Below are 21,654 nucleotides of genomic sequence, written 5' to 3'. Positions count from 1 at the left end.
ATAATGACCGGATAACAATCCCGCAGAGGCGAGCATCATGAGCGATACGCGCTATGACCAGCAGATGGCAGTCCAGGTGGACAAGGGCATCGAACTGCTCGCCCAGATGGGCGCGGCCAACGCCTGGATCTACATGCAAACCATGCACGTGCCGCGCAGCGTGATCCTGCGCGTGCTGGCCTACCCTGGGCAGCGCCGCAATTGCGGCCCTTCGGTCCACTAGCTTAATTCACGCACCGCCTGCAGCACGCGCAGCTTGGCGGCATCGGGCCGCTTGCCGCTGCGCCAAGCCACCATCGCCTCCCATTCCCAGCGGGGCAAATCCACAATCTCCAGTTTCACCAAGCTGCCCAGCTTGAGCTGGCGCGCGGCAGCCATCTCCGGCATGAAAGTAAGAAAGCCATGTTCCAGCGCCAGTTCGATTGCCGCGCTGGCCGGCTGGATGGCATGGATCGCGCTGTCGTTGCGGCGATGGGCGCGCAGCATGCGTATCAGTTCGTCGCAAGCCTCGCCCCAGAATTGCGGCGCCAGGCGCGCATTAGCCACATCGGCCAGTTTCAATACTTTGCGCCGCGTTAACGGATGGCCGCGCCGGACCACCGCGACAATCGGCGAACTATACAAGCGTTCCAGCTGGATGCCTGCGATGGCTGGGCACTTTAAGACGAAGCCAAGGTGCGCCCGGCCGGTCAGCAGCTTTTCCATGATAACGGGCGAATGATCGGTGGTGCAGCGGATTTCCAGGGGCGCATCGGCCAGCTTGAGCAACAGGGGACCGAACACCAGCGAGGCCAGCGAAGGCACGCAGTCCAGCACCACTTGCGGCAATGCCGGCGCGCCCTGCACCGCCAGCTTGCCGGCTGCCATGGCATCGAGCGCCTGCTGCGCCGCAGGCAGGAAGGTCTGGCACGCCGGGGTGGGCGTGGCGCCGCGGCGATGGCGGGTAAACAGCTGCACGCCCAATTGCTCTTCCAGCGCTGCAACGCGCTGGCTCACTTGCGGCTGCGACCAGCGGCGCCGCGCCGCCGCCTGCGAGAAGCTGCCCGACTCCACGATTTCCACCAGCAGGGCCAGGTCATCAAAGTTGAGTGCCATAACAAATTTGAATATGAAATATCATGAGATAACTGCTTCTATTATGTCTTAACGCTATCTAAACTGTCAGCATCACTCACGGAGGAATGCATGGCGGCTGCGGCACGGGCAAGGAAGTTGGGCAAGCGTTTCCTTATGACAGACCACATGCTGGTGGTATCCGGCTTCTATCTTGTATTTCCCGTGGTGGCACTGCACTTTGTTGGCCAGCTTGGCTGGGCCGCGGCCTCGGTCGGCCTCGCACTCGGCGTGCGCCAGATGGCGCAGCAAGGCATGGCGCTGTTCGGCGGTTCGCTGTCCGACCGTTTCGGCGCCAAGCCGATGATTGTCGGCGGCATGCTGCTGCGGGCGCTGGGATTCGCAACGATGGCCTATGCCGTCAATCCCGCCATGCTGGTGCTCTCCTGCGTGCTGTCCGGCCTGGGCGGTGCCCTGTTTGACCCGGCGCGCGGCGCCCTGGTCGTCAAACTGACCCGCCCTGCCGAACGGCCCCGCTTCTACTCCATCCTCATGATGCAGGAAAGCGTGGCCGCCGTGACCGGCGCCCTGCTCGGCACCATGCTGCTCGGCGTCGAGTTCCGGTGGGTGGGTCTGGGCGGCTGTGCGGCTTTCGTGCTGGCGGCGCTGGCGAACGCCTGGCTGCTGCCAGCCTACCGCGTCGCCACTCCCGGCACTTCGGCGGTCAACGCCATGCGCATTCCTTTGCGCGACAAGCCTTTCATCATGCTGGTACTGACGCTGAGCGGCTATTACATCATGACGGTGCAGCTGATGATGCTGGTGCCGGTTACCCTGACCGAGCTTTCCGGCACACCGCGCACCGTGGCCTGGATGTATGCGGTGGATGCCCTGCTGGCGCTGATGCTGCTGTACCCGATGGCGCGCCTGGGCGAGCGCTACCTGACGCTGGAAGCGCGTCTGCTGGCCGGCATCGGCATCATGTGCGGCGCGGTGCTGGCCATGTCGGCGGCAGCTGCGTTGCTGCCGATGTTCGTTTGTATCGCCGTGTTCTATACTGGTTCGCTGGTGGCCGAACCGGCGCGCGAGTCGCTGGTATCACGCTACGCGCGGCCCTCCGCGCGGGCAAGCTATATGGGCTTGAGCCGTTTCGGGCTTGCGCTGGGAGGCCTGTTCGGCTACACGGCAGGCGGCTGGCTGCTGGACTGGAGCCGCGCCGTGCACACGCCTGCATTGCCCTGGCTGGTGCTGGCCGCGATTGGGCTGCTGACGCTGACCGTGCTGGCTTGCGCTGCCGCTCCGCTGCCGCAAAAAAAGAGCCCGCCAGTGGCGGGCTAAACACTTTGGTTGGGTATTTCATTGTAGTGCGCGAAAACGCATCTGATTCTCTCCAATCGTCACCCCATGCCAAATTAGTTATAGCTGGCCTGAAAAAATGAATCACGCGTCCCGCGCTTCGCCGCATAGAATGCAGGGATGAAATCCTATACCGCCCAATGCGTCCTGCCCCTTGCCGCTGAGCTGGGCGAAGGACCACTCTATTTGCCGGCGCAGGATCGCCTGCTGTTTGTGGATCTCAAGCGTTGCATCCTGCATGCGTGGGATGCCGGCGTCCACGAGCACCGTAGCTGGCTGCTGCCTGACTATATCTGCTGGCTGGTGCCGCGCCGCGACGGCGATGGCTTCATGGCCGGCCTGCGCGACAGCGTAGTGCGACTGTGGCTGGAGCCGGAACTGCGCGTCGAGACGGTCGTGCGCGTAGTCGATGGCGCCGCTGGCCAGCGACTGAACGACGCCAAGGTCGACCCGAGCGGCCGCTTGTGGCTGGGCTCCATGCACAATACCGATTACCAGCAAAAGGTGGGCAAGCTGTTCCGCCTTGATCCGGACCAGAGCCTGCGCGTGGCCGACGAGGGCTACCACATCTGCAACGGCCCGACCTTCGCGCCTGATGGCAGCGCGCTGTATCACTCGGACAGCTTCCTCGACGTGACCTACCGCTACCCGCTGGCAGCCAATGGCAGCCTTGGACCACGCGAAACCTGGCGCCGCTATACCGACGGCGGTTCGCCGGACGGCATGCAGGCGGATAGCGAAGGCTGCATCTGGATTTCCACCTGGGGCGGCAAACGCGTTTGCAGTTTCAGCCCGGAAGGCGAACTGCTGGCGGAAGTGCAGCTGCCGACATCGCATCCTGCGTCGCTGGCATTCGGCGGCGAAGACCTGCGCACGCTGTACATCACCACGGCGCGGGAAGGCCTGTCGGCGGAACAGTTGGCGCAGGAACCGCTGGCGGGCGCCCTGTTCAGCGCCCGCATCGACGTGCCGGGATTGCCGGCCAACGCCTTCGGCTAAGTCAGTACAACTCTTTCGCCGCGCTGCGCACAGCCTGCAACAACAGGTTGGCGCCCGGCGACATCAGGTGGTCGGCCTTGGTGATGATGCCGAATGCATCCATCCGGAACGGCAGTTCCAGCGGCAGGATCGACAGCACGTTCAGCTCTGCGTAATAACGCGCCACCTCCACCGGCATCACGTGGATGGCATCGGTCTTCTGCAGCAGTGCGGTAATCAGGAGCTGGGAAGTGGTGTCGACCACGTCGACCGGCGGTTCCAGGCCGGCGCGGCGGAACATCATGTCGCAGCGGTGGCGCAGGATGCTGCCTTGCGGCGGCAGGATCCACGGGCGGTTGGCGATATCCTTCAATTGCAGCTTCTCGCGCTCCAGCAGTGGATGGCCGGTGCGCACAACGGCGCATGCCGGCTCCTCGGTCAGCTCTTCGTACACCAGGCCCGCCGTGCTTTCCTTTTCCAGGATGCGTCCGATCATGAAATCCAGCGTGCCGCGCTGGAGCAGTTCCATCAGCACGTTACTGGCTTCCACCTGCACGCCGATACGCAGCAGCGGCGCTTCCTTTTTCACGCGGGTGATGGCGTTGGGCAGCAGGTTCATCGCCGGCGTCATGATGACGCCGACTTCCACCTGGCCGGACAAGCCGGCTTTCAGCGTCACGATATCGTCATGCGCCAGGGCCAGGCTGGTGAGGGCCATGCGGGCGTGGCGGATCATGGTTTCGCCGTACAGCGTCGGCTCCATGCCGCGCGGCAGGCGCTCGAACAGCTTCACGTCCAGCATGTCCTCAAGGTCCTTGAGTTGCTTGGAAGCGGCGGGCTGCGTCATGTGCAGTTCTTCCGCAGCGCGGTGGATGTTGCGGTGTTCATCCAGCGCGATCATCAGCAGCAGTTGACGAGTTTTCAACCTCGCCTTCAGGAACCAGTTCGGATTCGGGGTAGTCATGCGAGGCATGATACCACCGCCGTTATCGACCAATAAGTCGCGCCTCATTTGCAGCCCGGCGCAGGGTTGGCGGCCGGACCTTCAGCCGTTTGCGGGATGATGGCAATGGTGCCGTCAGGGTTGTAGTGCAGTTCTTCCACCGCCACGGAACGGCGGTATTCGCCGCCTGTCGGCAGCTTGTCGTTGTGGTAGAAGATGTAGGACTTGCCGTTGAAATCGATCACCGCCTGGTGAATGGTCTTCACCACCTTGTTCATGTCCATGATCTTGCCGCGGAAAGTCCATGGGCCGGTGGCGCTAGGCCCCGTGGCGTAGGCAGTCTCCTCCGGGAAGTTGCGCGAATAGGTCAGGTAGTAGGTCTTGTCGTGGCGGTGCAGGTACGCCGCTTCGGTGAAATTGTCGATGCCGACGGTATGGATCGGGCCATCGAGTTCGATCATATTCGGCTTCAGCTTGGCGTATTTCAGCACGCGATTGCCCCAGTACAGGTAGGCCTGGCCGTCCTTGTCGATGAAGACCGCCGGGTCGATATCGTCCCAGGGAATATCGGTTTCCCTGGTCATGTCGTTGGTGATCAGGGCACTGCCGCGCGCATCGACGAAGGGGCCGGTCGGCTTGTCCGACACCGCCACGCCGATCGCTTTGCCCGGCTTGCTCGCATCGTGTTCGACCGGGGCGTAAAAGTAGTACTTGCCATTGCGCTTGGTGACGTCGGCAGCCCAGGCGTCGGCCTTGGCCCATTTGAAGGTCTTCACGTTCAGCGGCGACCCCATGTCGGTCCAGTTCTTCATGTCGCAGGAGGACAGCACGCGCCATTCGCGCATCAGGTAGTCCTTGCCTTCCGGCGCCGCTTCGTCGCGGCCAACGTAGAGGTAGACGCGGTTGCCGTCGACCAGTGCCGCCGGGTCGGCAGTGAAGATATTCGATACAAGCGGATTGGCTGCCTGCGCCAGGGTACACATCGTCGCCAATGCCGATGCGACGGCCGATTTCTTGAACATGAAGTCTCCTTTTAGTTTTTCTGTTTCCAGGCCAGCAGGCGTTGCAGCGCGCAGAACGCGAACAACAGCACGCCGATGACGATCTTGGTCCACCACGAGCTGAGCGTGCCGTCGAACACGATCAGGGTCTGGATGGCGCCCAGCACCAGCACGCCGGTCAGGGCGCCGGCCACGTAACCGTAGCCGCCAGTCAGCAGCGTGCCGCCGATCACCACGGCGGCGATCGCATCGAGTTCGGTGCCCTGCGCGTGCAGGCCGTAGCCCGACAGCATGTAGAAGGCGAATAGCAGGCCGGCCAGCGCCGCGCAGCCGCCACTGATGGCGTACACGGCGACCTTGGTGGCGCCCACCGGGAGTCCCATCATGTGGGCCGATTGCTCGTTGCCGCCGACTGCATACACGGCGCGGCCGAACGGCGTCATATGCGCCACCACCATGGCCACCGCCAACAGGACCAGCGCAATCACCACGCCCGGCGAGATAAAGCCGTCAAAGACCCCGACCTGCGCCTGCGAGATGGCGACGAAGGCCGGGTCCTCGATCGGGATCGAATTCACGCTGATCAGGTAGCACAGGCCGCGTGCCAGGAACATGCCGCCCAAGGTGACAATGAAAGGCTGCAGGCGGAAAAAGTGGATCAGGGCGCCCATGCCGGCGCCGAACACGACGCCCATCAGCAGCACGGCAACCATCACGGCCGCGGGCGGCCAGTGCGCCGCATGCAGCAGCCATGCGGCGACCATGGTACTGAGCGCCAGCACCGAGCCTACCGACAGGTCGATGCCGCCGGACAGAATGACAAAGCTCATGCCGACGGCGATCACCAGCAGGAAGGCATTGTCGATCAGGAGGTTGAGCATCACCTGCAGCGACAGGAAGCCGGGATAGGCGATGCCCCCTGCCACCAGCAATGCAAGCAACAGGCCGACAGTAACGAGGGAAGTAAAGTACGGGGCGCGGGTCATGCCTTGCTCCTTTGCGACAGGCATACCGCGAACACCACCAGCGACTTGACGACGAGGTTGACTTCCGGCGGCACGCCGAGCGAATACACGGTGTAGGTAAGGGTCTGGATGATCAGGGCGCCGATCACGCTGCCGACCAGGTTGAACTTGCCGCCGGCCAGCGAGGTGCCGCCCAGGGTGACGGCCAGGATGGCGTCCAGTTCCAGCAGCAAGCCGGCATTATTGGCGTCGGCGCTCTTGATGTTGGAGCTGATGATCAGCCCCGCCAGGCCGGCGCATACCGCGCAGAAGGCGTAGCTGGCGAAAATCAGCGCCCCGGCGCGGATGCCGGCCAGCCGCGCCGCAACCGGGTTGATGCCGACTGCTTGCGTGAACAGGCCGAGCGCGGTCTTGCGCATCGCCAGCGCGACGGCTGCGACCACTGCCAGCGCAAGGTAAAGCGCCACCGGCAGGCCAAGCAGGTAGCCGCTGCCCAGCACGAAGAAATCTTCGCGGTAGACGGTGATGATCTGGCCGTCGGTAACCAGCTGCGCGAGGCCGCGTCCGGCGACCATCAGCACCAGGGTGGCGACGATCGGCTGCAGGCCAAGGCTGGCTACCAGCAGGCCGTTCCAGACGCCGCATAACAGCGCGGCGCCCAGTGCTGCGGCAAAGGCCAGCCACAGCGGCTGCTCGGCGGCGGCCACGGTGCAGGCGACGGCAGCGGCCAGCGCTACCACGGCGCCGACCGAAATGTCGATGCCGCGCATGGCGATCACAATGGTCATGCCGGTAGCCGCCAGCATCAATGGCGCGGCGCGGTTCAGGATGTCAACCATGGCGCCGTACAGGTGGCCATCCTTCACTTCCAGGTGGAAGAAGCCGGGCACGGCGAACAGGTTAATCAGCAGCAGCACGGCCAATGCGCCGAGCGGACGTGCCAGCGGGTGGGCCAACAGGCGCGCAGCCATGCCCGGGCCGGCGTTCGCTGCGCGCGAGGCCGGCGCAGCAGCCAGGTGGGCGGTATTCTGCGTCATGCTGCCTCCCCTGCAATGGCATGCAGCACGGTGGTTTCATCGAGCTCGCCGCGCTGGTATTCGCCGCATGCTGCGCGGTCGCGCATGACAATCATGCGGTCGCTGCAGCGCAGTACTTCCGGCAGCTCGGACGAGATAAACAGCAGCGACATGCCGCGCTTGCACAGCGTTGTTACGTAATCCATGATTTCCTGCTTGGCGCGCACATCGATGCCGCGCGTTGGTTCGTCCAGGATCATCAAGCGCGGATCGGTGGCCAGCCAGCGCGCCAGCAGCACCTTCTGCTGGTTTCCGCCGGATAGTGCGCCGATCGGCGTTTCGATGCTGGCAGTCTTGATGCCGAGCGCCTTGACATATTCTTCCGCCAGTTCGCGCTGGCGTTGCATCGGGATGGCGCGCAGCATGCCCTGGCGGGCCTGCATCGCAAGCACCAGGTTTTCGCGCACGGAGAGCGACAGGATCGCGCCTTCCAGCTTGCGGTCTTCCGAGCAGAAGCCAATGCCGGCGGCAATCGCCTGGCGCGGGTTGGCGAAGGTGCCGTAGACCTTGTCGCCGATGGCGATATCGCCTTTGTCGGCGCGGTCGGCGCCGAACAGCAGGCGCGCCAGCTCGGTACGCCCGGCGCCCAGCAAGCCTGCCAAGCCAAGCACTTCGCCTTCGCGCACCTGCATGTCCATCGGCTGCAGCACGCCTTTGCGGCCCAGGCCGCGCGTCTCGAGGACAACGCGCGCCGCAGCAGGTTGCTGCACTACGTCACCACGTTCCGCCACCGGGCCGGCGCTGGCAGCCGGATCGGCGGCGTCGGCCGGTTTGCCGATCATCTTGTTCACCAGGGCCAGCCGCGACAGGTCGGCCGCGGCATACTCTCCTTCGCGTTCGCCATTGCGCATCACGGTGATGCGGTCGGAAATCGCGTAAGTCTGGTCCAGGAAGTGGGTCACGAACAGGATCGCCATGCCCTGCTCGCGCAGCCGGCGCAGCACGCGGAACAGCAACTGCACCTCCGCCTCGTCGAGGCTGGAAGTAGGCTCGTCCAGCACCAGCACGCGCGAGGAAATGTTCAAGGCACGCGAGATCGCCACCATCTGCTGGATCGCCAAGGGATAGCGCGACAAAGGCGCCGTCACATCGATATCGATCTCCAGCTCACGCAGCAAGGTAGCCGCGCGCGTCCGCATTCCCTTCCAGTCCACCGTGCCCCACTTGCGCGGATAACGGCCGATGAAGATGTTCTCGGCCACCGACAGGTTCGGACACAGGTTCACCTCTTGGTACACCGTGGAAATGCCCAGCTCCTGCGCCTCCAGCGTCGAGCGCGGATGGATCGCACGGCCTTCAAGCGTGATGCTGCCCTGGTCCGGCGCATGCACGCCGGTGAGCACCTTGATCAGGGTCGACTTGCCCGCCCCGTTCTGCCCCATCAGCGTATGCACTTCGCCAGGGTAGAGCCGCAGCCCCGCCTCGCTCAGCGCCTTCACGCCCGGGAAGGCCTTATGGATGCCGGACAGCTCCAGCACCGGGGCCGCCGCTGCGGTGGCCATCATCAGTATTTCCGGTTAGGGAGTTCTTTAGCTGCCACTTCCGCCGGGAACACGCGTTCCTCGGTCACGATGCGCGGCGCCACAGGCTTGCCGGCGACCACATCCTGCGCCGCCTTCATCAGTTGCGGGCCAAGCAGCGGGCTGCATTCGACCGACACGTTCAGCTTACCGGCGATCATGGCCTGGAAAGCGCCCTTCACACCGTCGATGGAAACGATGATGATGTCCTTGCCCGGTTTCAGGCCCGCTTCTTCAATGGCCTGGATGGCGCCGATCGCCATATCGTCGTTGTGCGCGTACAGCACGTTGATGTCCTTGCCGTGGGCTTTCAGGAAGGCTTCCATCACCTCCTTGCCCTTGGCGCGGGTGAATTCGCCGGTCTGGGTGCGGATCACCTTCAGCTTGGCGTTGCCCTTGATGGCTTCTTCAAAGCCGGCCTTGCGGTCGAGCGCCGGCGCCGAACCCACGGTGCCCTGCAGCTCCACCACATTCAGTACCGGCTTGCTCTGCTTGGCCGCATAGTCCACCAGCCATTTTCCGGCACGGCGGCCTTCTTCCACGAAGTCGGAGCCGATCAGGGTGACGTACAGCGACTTGTCGGCCACTTTCACAGCGCGGTCGGTCAGGATGACCGGGATCTTGGCTGCCTTGGCTTCGCGCAGCACGGTTTCCCAGCCGGTTTCCACGACCGGAGAGAACGCGATCACGTCCACGCGCTGGGCGATGAAGGAACGGATCGCCTTGACCTGGTTTTCCTGCTTCTGCTGGGCGTCGGCGAACTTGAGGGTGATGCCGGCCTGTTTGGCGGCATCCTTGATGGAGGTTGTATTGGCCGTGCGCCATTCACTTTCGGCGCCAACCTGGGAAAAGCCCATTACCAGAGGCTTGGCTGCGAACACGCTGCCCGAAGCAGCAAAGGCGAGGGCGAACGCGCCGCCGAGGATAGTCCTGCGGGTGACTTTCATGCCGGTCTCCAAAATTATAGTAGATCAATATTAGGAGAATCCGTCATGCCGATCTAATTCATTTTTTCGCAGGACCCATATCATTTTTATTATCTCAGCAGGCGCAGGCCATACAGGCCGCCAGCCATCGAGCCGGAATGGGCGACAAACTTCACTTCCAGCTTTCCATCGCGCGCGGCGCCGGCCGGAACCGGCAGGTCCAGGGAATAGAATGCATCGCCTTTACGCTCGATGATGACCTGCTGTAGCAGCCGGCCGTTCAGCAGCACGTCGAACTTGCGGCCAGCGTCGCCGGATGCAAAGGTCAGGCGCAGCACGCGGCCCGCGCCTTCAAGGTCTTTCAGCTCGTAGCTGAACCATCCGCTGGCATGGCGCCAATGCCGGGTGCCATTCAGGCCCGCGTCCGCCCCTTCGCCTTTGAAGGAGTGATCCGATTCCGGTTGCTGTTCGCCGGGCGCCACCTGGTCGACAGTCCGTGCGTCGAGCGCTAGCCGCTCAGCCTCGGCGGCCGCTGCTTTCGTGCGCATCGCCGCCAGGCCGGCCGGCGTGGTCTCCTGCCAATAGATCATGTAGCGCGAATCGTGCAGGCGGAAGAACGGAATGAAACGCAGCACGCTTGCGCCCTGCCCTTGCACCAGGCCCGGCGCAGTAAATGTCAGGGGCCGCCCCGGCACAGGCTTGAACTTGTCGAGGAAATCCTTGCGATCGCTGACGAATACCGGCGCCGCCTCCTGCGGGCAGACCTGGCCTTGCGCAATATGGCCCATGCGCGAGTCGTCGGCCATGAAATTCAATTGCTCGCCGGGGAAAGGCGAGGTTTTCGCCGCCAGCACGATCGGGCCGTGCAGCACGGCGTAATAGTTCGACTTGTCGGGCATCTGCTCAAGCGTGGTGCGCATCGGTAGCCGCACGTCGACAGTGTCGCCTTTTCGCCACACTCGGGCCAGTTCCACGTAGCCGCCAGGTGCGCCCTGCACCGTCACCGCCTTGCCGTTGACGCGCACGGCCAGCGCTCCTTTCGCCACCCAGCCTGGATAGCGGATCTTCATGGTGAACTTGCCGCCGCTGTCGATGGACAGCCGGGTGCTGGCCTGGTCCGGGAAACTGTTGGACTGGGTCAGCACGACGCCTTTCTCGCGCCATTCGAGCCGTGAGGGGATGAACAGGTTGACCAGCAAGGCATCGCCGTCGCGGGCGTAGATGAATTCACCGTACTTGGCGTGGCTCTCGATGCCGGAGCCGACGCAGCACCACATGCCTTTGTCCACTTCCGAATAGACGCGGTAGTGGTTGGGGCGCATCGGCGTGAAGTACACAAAGCCGCCGCTCTCCGGGCGCTGGGAGGACAGGATATGGTTGTACAGCGCACGCTCGTAATAGTCGCCATACGCCGCGCTCGGGTCGCGCTGGTACAGCAGCTCGGTGAGCTTGAGCATATTGTAGGTGTTGCAGGTTTCCGGCCCTTCCACCTCGCTGCTCATCGAGGAAAAGTCCTTATCGTCGTGGAAGTGCTCCTTGACGCTGTTGCCGCCGATGGCGACGGTACGGTGGTCGTGCACGGTCCGCCAGAAGAAGCTGGCGGCGTTGTGCCATTGCTGCTCGCCGGTCAGTTCGGCAATGCGTTCGAAGCCGATCACTTTCGGGATCTGCGTATTGGCATGCAGGCCGGTCAGCTCGTCGCGGCCCTCCGCCAGCGGCTGCAGGATGGCCTGGTGCGAGAAGCGCCTGGCGGCAGCGAGATAGCGCTGGTCGCCGCTCAACTGGTAGACGTCCGCCAGCACCTCGTTCATGCCGCCATGCTCCGCGCGCAGCATCGACTGCATCTGCTCGTCGCTCAGGGAGCTGGTCATCGCGACCGTCCAGTCGGCAAACCTGACCAGCATCCGCCGCGCATCTTCGTTGCCGGCATAACGCCAGGCGTCGCGCAGGCCGGCGGCGATCTTGTGCAGGTTATACCAGGGCACCCATTTGCCGTTGACCGAGAAGTTGTCGGCATGGAGCTTGCCGTTGGCGATATCGTTCCAGGCCGCGCGGCCTCCGGGAATGCCGCCAAGATAGCCGTCCGGCGCTTGTGCTTTCTTCAGCTCCTGCACGAAGTAGTCGAGGCGTTCGCGCACGGTGCCGTCGCCGGTGGCAGCCCACGTCAGGGACAGCGCAGAGAGGTAATGCCCGCCCATGTGGCCATCGAGGCCGCTGGATTCCCAGTTGCCGTAGGATGGTTTTGGCAGCGGCAGGCCGGCCTCGCGGCGGAACGGCGCCAGCAGCCGGTCTGCGTCGAGCGCCAGCAGGTAGCGCCGGTTGGTTTCCTGGGCCTGCAGGAAGGGGCTAGGCAGGAGGCGGACGTCCTGCAGGGGGAATAGTTCGGCGGCGCTCGCAGCACCCGGCACCAATGCCGCTGCACTTGCGCCGGCCGCAAGCAGCACAGCAAGACCGCGCTGCAATGCCCGGGCCAACTTTGGCGCGTTCATTTCTGGACGCTCTGGTAATGGTCCAGGTCTGCGGTGTCGACCACAGGCCAGCCTGCGCGATCCCAGCGCATTTCCATCACCTTCAGCTTTTGCAGGTATTTGTCTTTCGTTTCGTAGGCGTGAAGCACCATCACATCCATGCCGTCGAAGGTGTAGGCGCTGTTGTGGCCGAGGGCCTTCCAGTCCGCGTTACCCTGCACGACCAGCGACCCGCCGCCAAACAGCATGTCCTTGCCATCCTTGTCGAGATAAGGGCCGGTGACCGTGCGCGAACGGCCGACGACAACGTGGTAAGTGCTCTTCTCTTTCTGGCAGCACAGGCCCCACGAAACAAACAGGTAGTACCAGCCGTTCTTGCGGAAGATGAAGGGCGCCTCGATCTCCGCCGGGCCGCCGCTGTCATCCTTCACGAAAGCCGGACGCTCGCGGGCGGCGATGGTGCTCCAGACCTGCGGTTCGGCCGGGCGCGTCCAGGCTTCATTCAGCTTGACCAGCTTGATGCCGCCCCAGAACGAGCCGAAGGCCATCCAGCCTGTCCCCTTGTCGTCTTCGATGACATTGGAATCGATCGCGTTCCAGATGTCGCGCCCCGGCACCGATTGCACGACGATGCCCTGGTCCTCCCACTTGTAGTCTGGGGAGCGCGGGTCGAGGGTCTTGTTCACCGTCACGCCGATGGCCGAGGTGTTCTTGCCGAAAGCCGAAACGGAGTAGTACAACAGGTATTTGCCATTGTGATACTGGATGTCCGGCGCCCAGACATGGTCGTCGAAGCCCGGCGCAGCCTTGGCGGCGGCCGGTGGATGGCCCGCGAAGATGCGGCCTTCCGGCTGCCAGTTCAGCATGTCCTTCGAGCTGTAGAAGGTAATTCCAGGCCCGGTCGAGTACAGGTAATAGGTATCGCCCTGCTTCGCCATCACCGGATCATGCACGCTCACCTGCGCAGCCATCGCCGCCTGCGCCAGCACGAGGGCCGCGCCAAACATCCATTTCATCGTCATCTCAAGTTCCCGTTCTCGCGCCCCACAGCGATACGCCTGCCTTCGACTGCACCGTAAAGGTCACCTCAAAGGCGCCGGCGTTGGTATTCCACTGCCGCGACAAGATCCCATTGTAGACTGTACCGTCGGCCAGCACGATGCCGACCTTGTTTGCGCCCTGGTGCGTCCAGGTGCCTGCCAGCGCACCGCTGACGGCGCCGCCGGCGGCCAGGGTCACGACCTGCGATGGCTTGATGGTTGCCGAAATGTCCTTGCCATGGTTGATCACCTTGTACGTGCCCGCTGCGTCAGCCGCAGTAACGTCTGCCGACAGCGTGGTGGCATTCTTCGACAGCGGAACATAGCGGAATGGCGCCACCACCGGCCAGCCGTCGGCGTTGATGAACATTTCGTGCACGCGTACCTCATGCACCTCGCCCTGACCCGGGAAGCGGGTATGGAACACCAGGAAGTACTTGCCGGCAGCCGCATCGTAGTACGCCGAGTTGTGGCCCGGCGATACGTAGCCGAGCGCCGTGCCGCTCTCGCCCGCCGCCAGCGCAAACTGGTGGCTGCCCATCAGCTTCTGCCCGTGCGGTGCGATGCTGGCGTCGTCAAACAGCGGCAACGCCGGGTTGGCCTTGACGGTCGCCATGTCGGTGCCCGCTGCATCCACATACGGGCCGTCCGGGTTCAGCGAACGGGCAACGCGGATGTTGTAGCCGCCATTTGCATCCAGCCCGCCAAACGATACGAACAGGTAGTAGTACTTGCTGTCAGAGCTGTACAGGATGTACGCGCCCTCGATGCGCGCGTGATTGCCGCCCATCAGGTGCTTGCCGTAGCCCTGGCCGGGCTTCTGCAGCCCGGTCGCCGGGTCCATCTCCATGATGAAGATGCCGCCGGAGTAGGAGCCGTACACCATCCACAGCTTGCCGCTGCTGTCGCGGAAGACGTTGGGGTCCACCACGTTGGGATGCTTCGTGGCGTCGTAGATGGTGCCGTCGGGACTGACCTCGCCCCACATACCGGACTTCAGCAGCAGTTGCTTGTTGACGTAAGGGCCGTCCACCTTGTCCGCCACCGCCACGCCGAGTGCGGAGCGCGGAGAGTCGCCCTTGCAGGCGCAGTAGTACATGTAGAACTTGCCGTCATCCAGTTTGGCCACGTCCGGCGCCCACAGCGTGTCGGACTGAGCCCAGGTCAGCGCTTCCGTCAGCGCCACGGTAACGTTGTTGAACAGCGGATTGCCGGCGTTGACGCCATCGGCAATCTTCGTCCAGTTCATCCAGTCGGTGGTTTTTGCCGCCGCCAGGTGGGAACCGAATACGTAATAGGCGTCGCCCGACTTGATCACCGAAGGGTCATGCACCGATACGTTGGCGAAGGCGACCGTCGTCACCGATGGCGTAGTTGGCGGCACTGGCGACGCCGCGGGTGGCGCCGACGCCGGGGCCACGGCGGTGGACGAGCCACCGCCGCCGCCACCGCAGCCGCCCAGGCCCGCCAGGGCGACACCGGCCGCCGCCGAGCGCAGAAACGCCCGGCGTTGCACGGAGATGTTTTCCATCTTAGTCTCCGACGGCCACAACGACGACCGACTTGGCCGGCATCTTCACGGTCAGCTTGCCGCCGCTGGACTGCACGGCGATCGGCGCCGGCTTCACGGCGTCCGGCTTGGCGAAGGTGTTGTGCGCATCCATGGCGTTGGCGGTCAGCACGCGTGCGCTGGCCTTGCCTGCACCCACGCCATCGATGTTCACTTCTTCAGCCTCGCCGGGATTGGTGTTCACCAGCGCCACGTAGATCTTGCCATCCTTGCCGCGTGCGGCGGAAGCGCTGACCTGCGGGATGCTCTTGTCGCCGGAGCTGTACTTGCGGTTGCCTTCCAGCGACAGCGGCAGGGTGGTCGCGCCCTGGAACGGCACGTACATTTCGTATGCGTGGTAAGTCGGCGTCAGCAGCATCTTCTCATTGTCGGTCAGGATCATGGCCTGCAGCACATTGACCATCTGCGCAATATTGGTCATGCGCACGCGGTCGGCATGGTCGTGGAAGATGTTGAAGTTCAGCGCGGCCACCACTGCATCACGCAGGGTGTTCTGCTGGTACAGGAAGCCGGCGTTGGTGCCCTTCTCCACGTCATACCAGGTACCCCATTCGTCGACATAGAAGCCCAGCTTCTTCTCCGGATCGTTCTTGTCCAGCACCTTCACGTTGTTGCGGATGTGGTCTTCCATGCGCATGGTGGCATGCAGGGTCGAGAACCATTCATTGTCCGGGAAACCGGTGGCCGCGCCCTTCACTTCCCACTTGCCGGTGGGGATGGTGTAATAGTGGAAGCTGATGCCGTCCGTCATATTCTTGGCGGACTTGCTCAGCTCTTCGGTCCAGCTGGTGTCGTTGTCGTTGCCGCCGCTGGCGACCATCTTCGGACGCGCACCGGCCGGAGTCTTGAGGAAGGTGACGCTCTGGCGATACAGGTTGGTGTAGTACTCCGGCTTCATATTGCCGCCGCAGCCCCAGGCTTCGTTACCGACGGCGAAGTAAGCCACCTTGAACGGCTTGTCGCGGCCATTCTTGCGGCGCAGTTCCGGCAGGGTCGACTTGTTATCGGAGGTCATGTACTCCAGCCATTCCGCCATTTCCTGCGGCGAGCCGGTGCCCAGGTTGCCGTTCACGTACGCGTCCGCGCCCAGCTGCTCGACCAGGTCGAAGAATTCATGAGTGCCGACCGCGTTGTTCTCGTCCACGCCGCCCCAGGTGGTGTTGATCTTGACCGGACGCTTGTTGCGCGGGCCGATGCCTTCGCGCCAGTGGTATTCATCGGCGAAGCAGCCGCCTGGCCAGCGCACCAGCGGCACGTGCAGCTTCTTCAGCGCACCGATCACGTCGTTGCGCCAGCCGCGCGTATTCGGGATCTTCGATTGCGGGCCGACCCACATTCCGCCGTAGATGCCGGTGCCAAGGTGTTCGGCGAACTGGCCGTAGACGTCCTTGTTGATGACCGGACCGGGTTTGGCGGTGTCGATCTTTACGGTGGTGGCAGCTTGCGCCAGGCCTGCGGTGAGCAAGGCCAACGCGATCATCGTCTTCTTCATAGCATCTCCTAGTTTATTGTTTGAATACCGCAACGAAGCCGCCGTGTGGCTGCATCGTGATCTTCTGCTTGCCGGCGGCAACCGCCCGCTGGCTGAATTCGCGCTCGCCGGCGCCATCGGTGATCAGCGTGCCGGGCGCGCCGAGTTCCACCGATACTTCCTGCGCGCTGTCCTGCGCATTGATACCTGCCACGTACCAGGTGTCGCCGGCGCGCCGCGCCAGCACCACGTAGCGTGCCGGCACGCCGTCGACGAAGCGTACGTCGTCCCAGCTGCGTGGCAGTTGCCGCAGCAGGTCCTGCACATAGGCCGGCACAGTTGCCATGCCGTCCGGGGTTTCGGCGAAATGCTGGATGCCGGACGTGAACAACACCGCTTCCGCCAGCTCGAAACCGTTGCGCGTGGCGCGCTTGATTTTGGGGATGTCGCCGAAAGCCATGGGAGTGAAGTCCATCGGGTCGAACAGGTTGCGTGCGAAAGGCAGCATGGCTGCATGCTTGACCACCTTGTCCTGGCCGTCCTGCTCGAAAGTGGAGAACTCGAAACCGCGTACCGCCTCCGCCGTCATCAGGTTGGGGTAGGTACGGCTCCAGCCGCGCGGCAGCGTGGCGCCGTGGAAGTTCACCAGGAGGCCGGCTTCCGCCGCGTCCTTCAGGATGTCGACATAGTAGGCGATGAAGGATTGGCCATCGCCGCCGAAGAAGTCAATCTTCACGCCCTTGATGCCCATTTCGCGCAAACGTGCGAATTCGGCGCGGCGCGCTTCGCGGGTCAGCAGCTTGCCCTTGGGCGAATACTCTGTCTTGTTCCAGCTGCCCGAAGAGTTGTACCAGGCCAGCAGGCCGACGCCCTTCCCTGCCGCGTACTGGGCCAGCTCGCGCATCCTGTCGTAGCCGATCTTGCGGTCCCAGTCGGCGTCGACCAGGGTGTAATCCCACTTCATCTGCACCGCATAGTCGATGAACTTTTTCTGCACATCGAACACGGTGGCATCGTCTTTCAGGATGGCCCAGCTCCACGAAGCGTGGCCCGGCTGCACCAGCGCGGCATCGAACGGGATCGCAGGCGCAGCCAAGTCGGTGCCCAGCGTCGACTGCATGACCGTAGCCAAGGGTCCCAGGGCCAGCACGCGCCATGGCGAGGCCGCGCCGCTGCCCATCAGGGCGCCACCGGGAAACACTTCCGGAGCGCTCGGGCCGCCAATGCGGTATTCGCCGCCGGGCGCCTTGTCCTGCAGGCGCGAGGCGTGCCAGCTGCCGTCCATGCCGGCCTCGGTCAGCGCGACCCAGTTGTCGCCGCTGCGGAACAGCGCCGGGAAGACCCAGCCCGACGGCAGCGGCGACGCGGTGCCGACCGGGATGTCGGCCTGGTAGTACTCTTCGTAGGAAGGATTGGTGTTGGCCCAGCCGGTCTGCGCGACCGACATCGGTTGCAGCCAGGCGCGGGCTGCGGGCGCGAAGGCAAAGCTGGTGGCCTCGCGGCGCACAGTGCCGCCGGCGGTCTCGTAGCGGAAGGCCACGCCGTCGTTGGAAACGCGGAACACGATGTCGAGCTTGCGTCCCTGCTTGTCGCGCAGGGAGAAGCGGCGCTCGTTGGCTTCGTAATGGTTGCTGCGGCGCTTGCCGGTGGCGAGCGTGTAATCTTCGGAAATGCGCTGCACTGCGCCGGCGGAAGCCAGGCGCAGGCTGCGTGTCAGGTCGGCCGATTGCAACTGGAGGCCAAGGCGGGAAGTCAGCAGCACCGGCTGGCCGGCGCGGGCGACCGCATAGGTCGGCTCGCCGCGCGGCGATAGTTCGAACTGCACCTTGACCTGCTTGTCAGGGCTGGCGATGTCGTGCGCGAAGGACCACGACTGGACTGCCACCAGCAATGCCGGAAGGGCGAGCTTGATCATGGCAATCTCCTTTTAAACCCAGCCTGCGTCAACGATAAAATCCTGCGCCGTGCACATGGCGCTGTCATCGGCGCCCAGGAACAGGCACATGGCAGCGATGTGTTCCGGCAGCAGCTTGCCCGGCAGGCACTGGCTGCGGGCGATCTCTTCTTCCGCCGCAGCGTCGACCCACAGGTCCACCTGGCGCTGGGTCATGACCCAGCCTGGCGTGACCGTGTTGACGCGCACATTGTGCTTGCCCAGGTCGCGCGCCATGCCGCGGGTCAGCCCGTGGGTTGCGGCCTTGGCGGTCGCGTACACGGGATAACCGGCGCCCTTGGCGATCCAGGAGATCGAACCGATGTTGATGATGGAGCCGCCGCCCTTGGCCTTCATGCCCGGCAGGACTGCCTGGCAGGTGAAGAACAGCGGGCGCTGGTTGATGGCGATGCGCTGGTCCCAGTATTCCGGGGTCACATCTTCGACACTATGACGCTGGTCGTTCGCCGCATTGTTCACCAGCACGTCGAAATCGCCCAGTTCCGCCGCAAACTCTTTCATCGTGCGCTGCAGCGCCGCGATGTCGGTGATGTCGCAGGCGCGGAACTGAGGGCGCTCGGCGCCGCTGGCGGCAACAGCGTCGCACAATGCTTCGCTGGCCTCTTTCGCAATATCGACGAACGCCACGCGGGCGCCCTGTTTTGCAAAGGCCGCGACGATGCTGGCGCCGATGCCGGTGCCGCCGCCGGTGACAAATACCCGCTTGCCCTGGAGGCTCGGGTAGTTTGCTGCTTGTGTCATGGTGTCTCCATATTTTTATTGCTGTTTTTCTAGTGCTGGCCGAGGACGCCGTCGCGGCGCCGCCAGGTATTGCCCGGATTTTCATCCTGCAGCACCGGCGGCAGCAGCGAGGCCGGCAAGTCCTGGTAGCACACGGCGCGCAGGAAGCGGTAGATTGCCGCCGTGCCGACCGAGGTGCTGCGGCCATCCGAGGTGGATGGGAATGGGCCGCCGTGCACCATCGCGCTGGTGACTTCGACGCCGGTCGGATAGCCATTGGCCAGGATACGGCCGGCTTTGCGCTCCAGCACCGGCAGCAACTTGCGCGCAGTCGCGGCATCGCCGTCGGCCATCTGCAGGGTAGCGGTCAGCTGGCCTTCCAGGTGTTCCGCCACGGCGATCATCTCGTCGATGTCGCGGCAGGCGATCACCAGCGAAGCCGGGCCGAATACTTCATCCGACAGCGCATGCTGCGACAGGAAGGCCTTCGCTGTGGTGCGGAACAGCGCAGCGCCGCCCTTGCAGCCGCCGTGCGGGGTGGCAGTGACAGTTTCAACGTCGTTGCGCGAGGCCAGCGCCTGCACGCCGCGCTGGTAGGCGCCGGCGATGCCTGCGCTCAGCATGGTCGCAGGTGCGACGCCGCCCAATGCCTGCGCGGCGCTGGCGCAGAAGCGCTCCAGGCCCGGGCCTTCAATGCCCAGCACCAGGCCGGGGTTGGTGCAGAACTGGCCGACGCCCAGCGTCAGCGATGCCGCAAAGCCGGCAGCGATGCTGTCAGGACGGCCAGCCAGGGCTTCCGGCAACAGGAAGACCGGGTTGATGCTGCTCATTTCAGCGTACACGGGAATCGGCTGCTTGCGCGCTGCGGCGGTAACCATCAGCGCGGTACCGCCGCTGCGGGAACCGGTAAAGCCGACCGCCTGGATCGCAGGATGCGCCACCAGCGTCTGGCCGATGTGGCTGCCGCTGCCGGTCAGCAGCGCGAATACGCCCGCCGGCAGGCCGCACTGGGCCACGGCGGCCACCACGGCGCGCGCCACCAGCTCGGAAGTGCCAGGGTGGGCGGAGTGCGCCTTCACCACCACCGGGCAGCCGGCCGCCAGCGCGGAAGCCGTATCGCCGCCGGCTACAGAGAACGCCAGCGGGAAGTTGGAAGCGCCGAAGACGGCAACCGGGCCAACGCCGATCAGGCGGAAACGCAGGTCGGCGCGCGGCGGCGTGCGGGTCGGCAGGGCCACGTCGATGCGCGGATCGCACCACGAGCCTTCGCGCAACAACGCGGCGAACATCTTGAGCTGGTTGCAAGTACGCGCCCGCTCGCCTTCCAGGCGGGCTTGCGGCAGGCCGGTTTCGGCCATGGCCCGCTCGATCAGTTCCGCGCCGATGTCGAGGATGTTGCGGGCAATCGCGTCCAGCAGTTCCGCACGCGCGGTGTCGCTGGTGGCACGGAAGGTGTCGAATGCGGCGCCGGCCAGGCGGCAAGCGTCATTTACCTGCTCGACGCTGACAGCGTTGAATTCTTCGCCGAACTGCTGCTCCAGGCCGGGATTGAAGGCGCGCTGTGCGGCGCCCTCCCCGCGCACGGCCACGCCGCCAATGAGTGCTTCGCCGGTAATGGTCATAGTTGGTTCACTTTCTTGTAGCGGGATTCCTGGATGCGCAGCGGATTGCGCAGGGCCGGGCCAAATGCCGGTGCCTCGACTTCAAAGGTCTCGCCTGCCTGCACGGAGATGCCGTCGGCGAAGCTCAGGGTGGCGGTGCCGAAGAAATGGATGTGCACGTCGCCAGGGCGGCAGAACAGGCCATACTTGAAGTGGTGGTATTCCAGGTTGGCGATGGTGTGCGACATGTTCTGTTCGCCGCTGACGAAGGCCTTTTGCCAGCGCACCGCGCCATCCTTGCCGACGATACGCGAGGCGCCGTCGATATGCTGCGGCAGTTCGCCCACGCGCAGGGCCGGGCCGAGGCCACAGTTGCGCAGCTTGGAGTGCGCCAGGTAGAGGTAGTTCTGGCGTTCCGTCACGTGGTCGGAAAACTCGTTGCCGATGGCGAAACCGAGGCGGTAAGGCTGGCCGTCTTCGCCGATCACGTACAGGCCGGCGATCTCAGGCTCTTCGCCGCCGTCCAGCGAGAACTCGGGCATGGTCAGCGCCTGGCCGGTGGCGGCAACGATCGAACCGTCGCCCTTGTAGAACCATTCCGGCTGCACGCCGCGTTGGCCTTCCGCAGGCTTGCCGCCTTCCACGCCGAGGCGGAACATCTTCATGGAATCGCTCAGCGACTCGACGTCGCCGCCGATCTTGCGGTGCATGGCGTCGCGCGCATCGGCGCTGCCCAGGTGGGTCAGGCCGGTGCCGGTGACGTAGCAGTGCGCCGGGTCGGCGTGGTCCAGCGGCGGCAGGATGCGGCCGGCGGTCGCCACGGCTTCGTAGCTTTCGGTACTGGTGCCGATGGCAGCTTGCGCAACGGCGGCCAGGCCTTTTCCGCTGCCGATGGCGCGCTGCGCCAGTTCATAGGTGGTGGACACGCCGTCCAGCACGCGCAGCACGTCGCCGTCCAGCGAGGCTACGCGGCGCGAGCCGGCTTCATTGGTGAATTGTACGAGCAGCATGG

General features: G+C 64.3%; 18 protein-coding genes. 3 read left to right on the top strand and 15 right to left on the bottom strand.

Annotation, left to right across the window (positions count from 1 at the left end; genetic code table 11):
* Window positions 1-37: 37 nt before the first annotated feature.
* Window positions 38-223, top strand: a complete 186-nt coding sequence (locus ACN9M3_RS09085) for a hypothetical protein (protein WP_426170071.1) — start codon at window positions 38-40, stop codon at window positions 221-223.
* Here the strand turns inward: ACN9M3_RS09085 and ACN9M3_RS09080 are convergent.
* Window positions 220-1,095 carry a LysR family transcriptional regulator gene (locus ACN9M3_RS09080; protein WP_426321933.1) on the bottom strand — a complete coding sequence of 292 codons (876 nt, stop codon included), beginning with the start codon at window positions 1,093-1,095 and terminating at the stop codon, window positions 220-222. The two genes, ACN9M3_RS09085 and ACN9M3_RS09080, sit on opposite strands and share 4 nt — an antisense overlap.
* Window positions 1,096-1,185: 90 nt before the next feature.
* Here ACN9M3_RS09080 and mdtH point away from each other — a divergent pair, with 90 nt between their 5' ends.
* Window positions 1,186-2,391: a multidrug efflux MFS transporter MdtH gene (gene mdtH / locus ACN9M3_RS09075; protein WP_426321931.1), complete on the top strand. Its 1,206-nt coding sequence runs from the start codon at window positions 1,186-1,188 to the stop codon at window positions 2,389-2,391.
* A 138-nt stretch (window positions 2,392-2,529) separates the two neighbouring features.
* Window positions 2,530-3,408: an SMP-30/gluconolactonase/LRE family protein gene (locus ACN9M3_RS09070; protein ID WP_426321929.1), complete on the top strand. Its 879-nt coding sequence runs from the start codon at window positions 2,530-2,532 to the stop codon at window positions 3,406-3,408.
* A 1-nt stretch (window position 3,409) separates the two neighbouring features.
* On the opposite strand, the gene ACN9M3_RS09065 is transcribed toward ACN9M3_RS09070, so the two are convergent.
* The 14 genes from ACN9M3_RS09065 to araD1 form a co-directional block, all read right to left on the bottom strand.
* Window positions 3,410-4,351: a LysR family transcriptional regulator gene (locus ACN9M3_RS09065; RefSeq protein WP_426172160.1), complete on the bottom strand. Its 942-nt coding sequence runs from the start codon at window positions 4,349-4,351 to the stop codon at window positions 3,410-3,412.
* A gap of 44 nt (window positions 4,352-4,395) precedes the next feature.
* Window positions 4,396-5,352, bottom strand: a complete 957-nt coding sequence (locus tag ACN9M3_RS09060) for a glycoside hydrolase family 43 protein (RefSeq protein ID WP_426321927.1) — start codon at window positions 5,350-5,352, stop codon at window positions 4,396-4,398.
* Window positions 5,353-5,363: 11 nt separating this feature from the next.
* Complete coding sequence (gene yjfF, locus ACN9M3_RS09055) at window positions 5,364-6,317, bottom strand: galactofuranose ABC transporter, permease protein YjfF (protein ID WP_426170059.1); 954 nt, start codon at window positions 6,315-6,317, stop codon at window positions 5,364-5,366.
* Window positions 6,314-7,267, bottom strand: coding sequence for an ABC transporter permease (locus tag ACN9M3_RS09050; protein WP_426323718.1), 954 nt, complete (start codon window positions 7,265-7,267; stop codon window positions 6,314-6,316). The genes yjfF and ACN9M3_RS09050 overlap by 4 nt, the downstream gene beginning before the upstream one ends.
* 62 nt (window positions 7,268-7,329) lie before the next feature.
* Window positions 7,330-8,877: a sugar ABC transporter ATP-binding protein gene (locus tag ACN9M3_RS09045; RefSeq protein ID WP_426321925.1), complete on the bottom strand. Its 1,548-nt coding sequence runs from the start codon at window positions 8,875-8,877 to the stop codon at window positions 7,330-7,332.
* On the bottom strand, window positions 8,877-9,839 hold the full coding sequence (locus ACN9M3_RS09040; RefSeq protein WP_426321923.1) for an ABC transporter substrate-binding protein: 963 nt from the start codon (window positions 9,837-9,839) through the stop codon (window positions 8,877-8,879). Before ACN9M3_RS09040 ends, ACN9M3_RS09045 begins: the two co-directional genes overlap by 1 nt.
* 89 nt (window positions 9,840-9,928) lie before the next feature.
* Entirely contained in the window at window positions 9,929-12,307 is a 2,379-nt protein-coding gene (locus tag ACN9M3_RS09035; protein WP_426321921.1) for a beta-L-arabinofuranosidase domain-containing protein, read from the bottom strand.
* Window positions 12,304-13,302 (bottom strand): arabinan endo-1,5-alpha-L-arabinosidase, encoded by a 999-nt coding sequence (locus ACN9M3_RS09030; RefSeq protein WP_426321919.1) that lies wholly within the window; start codon window positions 13,300-13,302, stop codon window positions 12,304-12,306. Before ACN9M3_RS09030 ends, ACN9M3_RS09035 begins: the two co-directional genes overlap by 4 nt.
* 7 nt (window positions 13,303-13,309) lie before the next feature.
* A complete protein-coding gene (locus tag ACN9M3_RS09025) occupies window positions 13,310-14,857 on the bottom strand; it encodes a glycoside hydrolase family 43 protein (protein WP_426321917.1) in 1,548 nt (515 codons plus the stop codon).
* A gap of 1 nt (window position 14,858) precedes the next feature.
* The gene (locus ACN9M3_RS09020; protein WP_426321915.1) at window positions 14,859-16,388 is read right to left on the bottom strand and encodes an alpha-N-arabinofuranosidase; all 1,530 of its coding nucleotides are present in this window, start codon (window positions 16,386-16,388) and stop codon (window positions 14,859-14,861) included.
* A 13-nt stretch (window positions 16,389-16,401) separates the two neighbouring features.
* A complete protein-coding gene (locus tag ACN9M3_RS09015; protein WP_426321913.1) occupies window positions 16,402-18,282 on the bottom strand; it encodes a glycoside hydrolase family 97 catalytic domain-containing protein in 1,881 nt (626 codons plus the stop codon).
* A gap of 12 nt (window positions 18,283-18,294) precedes the next feature.
* A complete protein-coding gene (locus ACN9M3_RS09010; protein WP_426321911.1) occupies window positions 18,295-19,062 on the bottom strand; it encodes an SDR family NAD(P)-dependent oxidoreductase in 768 nt (255 codons plus the stop codon).
* A 29-nt stretch (window positions 19,063-19,091) separates the two neighbouring features.
* Window positions 19,092-20,663: an aldehyde dehydrogenase (NADP(+)) gene (locus ACN9M3_RS09005; protein WP_426321909.1), complete on the bottom strand. Its 1,572-nt coding sequence runs from the start codon at window positions 20,661-20,663 to the stop codon at window positions 19,092-19,094.
* Complete coding sequence (gene araD1, locus ACN9M3_RS09000) at window positions 20,660-21,652, bottom strand: AraD1 family protein (RefSeq protein WP_426321907.1); 993 nt, start codon at window positions 21,650-21,652, stop codon at window positions 20,660-20,662. The genes ACN9M3_RS09005 and araD1 overlap by 4 nt, the downstream gene beginning before the upstream one ends.
* Window positions 21,653-21,654: the final 2 nt, after the last annotated feature.

The organism is Pseudoduganella sp. R-43, from assembly GCF_049913255.1.
Taxonomy (GTDB): Bacteria; Pseudomonadota; Gammaproteobacteria; order Burkholderiales; family Burkholderiaceae_D; genus Rugamonas.
The sequence above is the reverse complement of the archived record's forward strand: the minus strand, read 5'-3'. Positions and strand labels throughout refer to the sequence as shown.

Coding starts and splice junctions, on each gene's coding strand:
- ACN9M3_RS09085 (WP_426170071.1), top strand. CDS start 38: ATGAGCGATACGCGCTATGACCAGCAGATGGCAGTCCAGGTGGACAAG.
- ACN9M3_RS09080 (WP_426321933.1), bottom strand. CDS start 1,095: ATGGCACTCAACTTTGATGACCTGGCCCTGCTGGTGGAAATCGTGGAG.
- mdtH (WP_426321931.1), top strand. CDS start 1,186: ATGGCGGCTGCGGCACGGGCAAGGAAGTTGGGCAAGCGTTTCCTTATG.
- ACN9M3_RS09070 (WP_426321929.1), top strand. CDS start 2,530: ATGAAATCCTATACCGCCCAATGCGTCCTGCCCCTTGCCGCTGAGCTG.
- ACN9M3_RS09065 (WP_426172160.1), bottom strand. CDS start 4,351: ATGACTACCCCGAATCCGAACTGGTTCCTGAAGGCGAGGTTGAAAACT.
- ACN9M3_RS09060 (WP_426321927.1), bottom strand. CDS start 5,352: ATGTTCAAGAAATCGGCCGTCGCATCGGCATTGGCGACGATGTGTACC.
- yjfF (WP_426170059.1), bottom strand. CDS start 6,317: ATGACCCGCGCCCCGTACTTTACTTCCCTCGTTACTGTCGGCCTGTTG.
- ACN9M3_RS09050 (WP_426323718.1), bottom strand. CDS start 7,267: ATGGCTGCGCGCCTGTTGGCCCACCCGCTGGCACGTCCGCTCGGCGCA.
- ACN9M3_RS09045 (WP_426321925.1), bottom strand. CDS start 8,877: ATGATGGCCACCGCAGCGGCGGCCCCGGTGCTGGAGCTGTCCGGCATC.
- ACN9M3_RS09040 (WP_426321923.1), bottom strand. CDS start 9,839: ATGAAAGTCACCCGCAGGACTATCCTCGGCGGCGCGTTCGCCCTCGCC.
- ACN9M3_RS09035 (WP_426321921.1), bottom strand. CDS start 12,307: ATGAACGCGCCAAAGTTGGCCCGGGCATTGCAGCGCGGTCTTGCTGTG.
- ACN9M3_RS09030 (WP_426321919.1), bottom strand. CDS start 13,302: ATGAAATGGATGTTTGGCGCGGCCCTCGTGCTGGCGCAGGCGGCGATG.
- ACN9M3_RS09025 (WP_426321917.1), bottom strand. CDS start 14,857: ATGGAAAACATCTCCGTGCAACGCCGGGCGTTTCTGCGCTCGGCGGCG.
- ACN9M3_RS09020 (WP_426321915.1), bottom strand. CDS start 16,388: ATGAAGAAGACGATGATCGCGTTGGCCTTGCTCACCGCAGGCCTGGCG.
- ACN9M3_RS09015 (WP_426321913.1), bottom strand. CDS start 18,282: ATGATCAAGCTCGCCCTTCCGGCATTGCTGGTGGCAGTCCAGTCGTGG.
- ACN9M3_RS09010 (WP_426321911.1), bottom strand. CDS start 19,062: ATGACACAAGCAGCAAACTACCCGAGCCTCCAGGGCAAGCGGGTATTT.
- ACN9M3_RS09005 (WP_426321909.1), bottom strand. CDS start 20,663: ATGACCATTACCGGCGAAGCACTCATTGGCGGCGTGGCCGTGCGCGGG.
- araD1 (WP_426321907.1), bottom strand. CDS start 21,652: ATGCTGCTCGTACAATTCACCAATGAAGCCGGCTCGCGCCGCGTAGCC.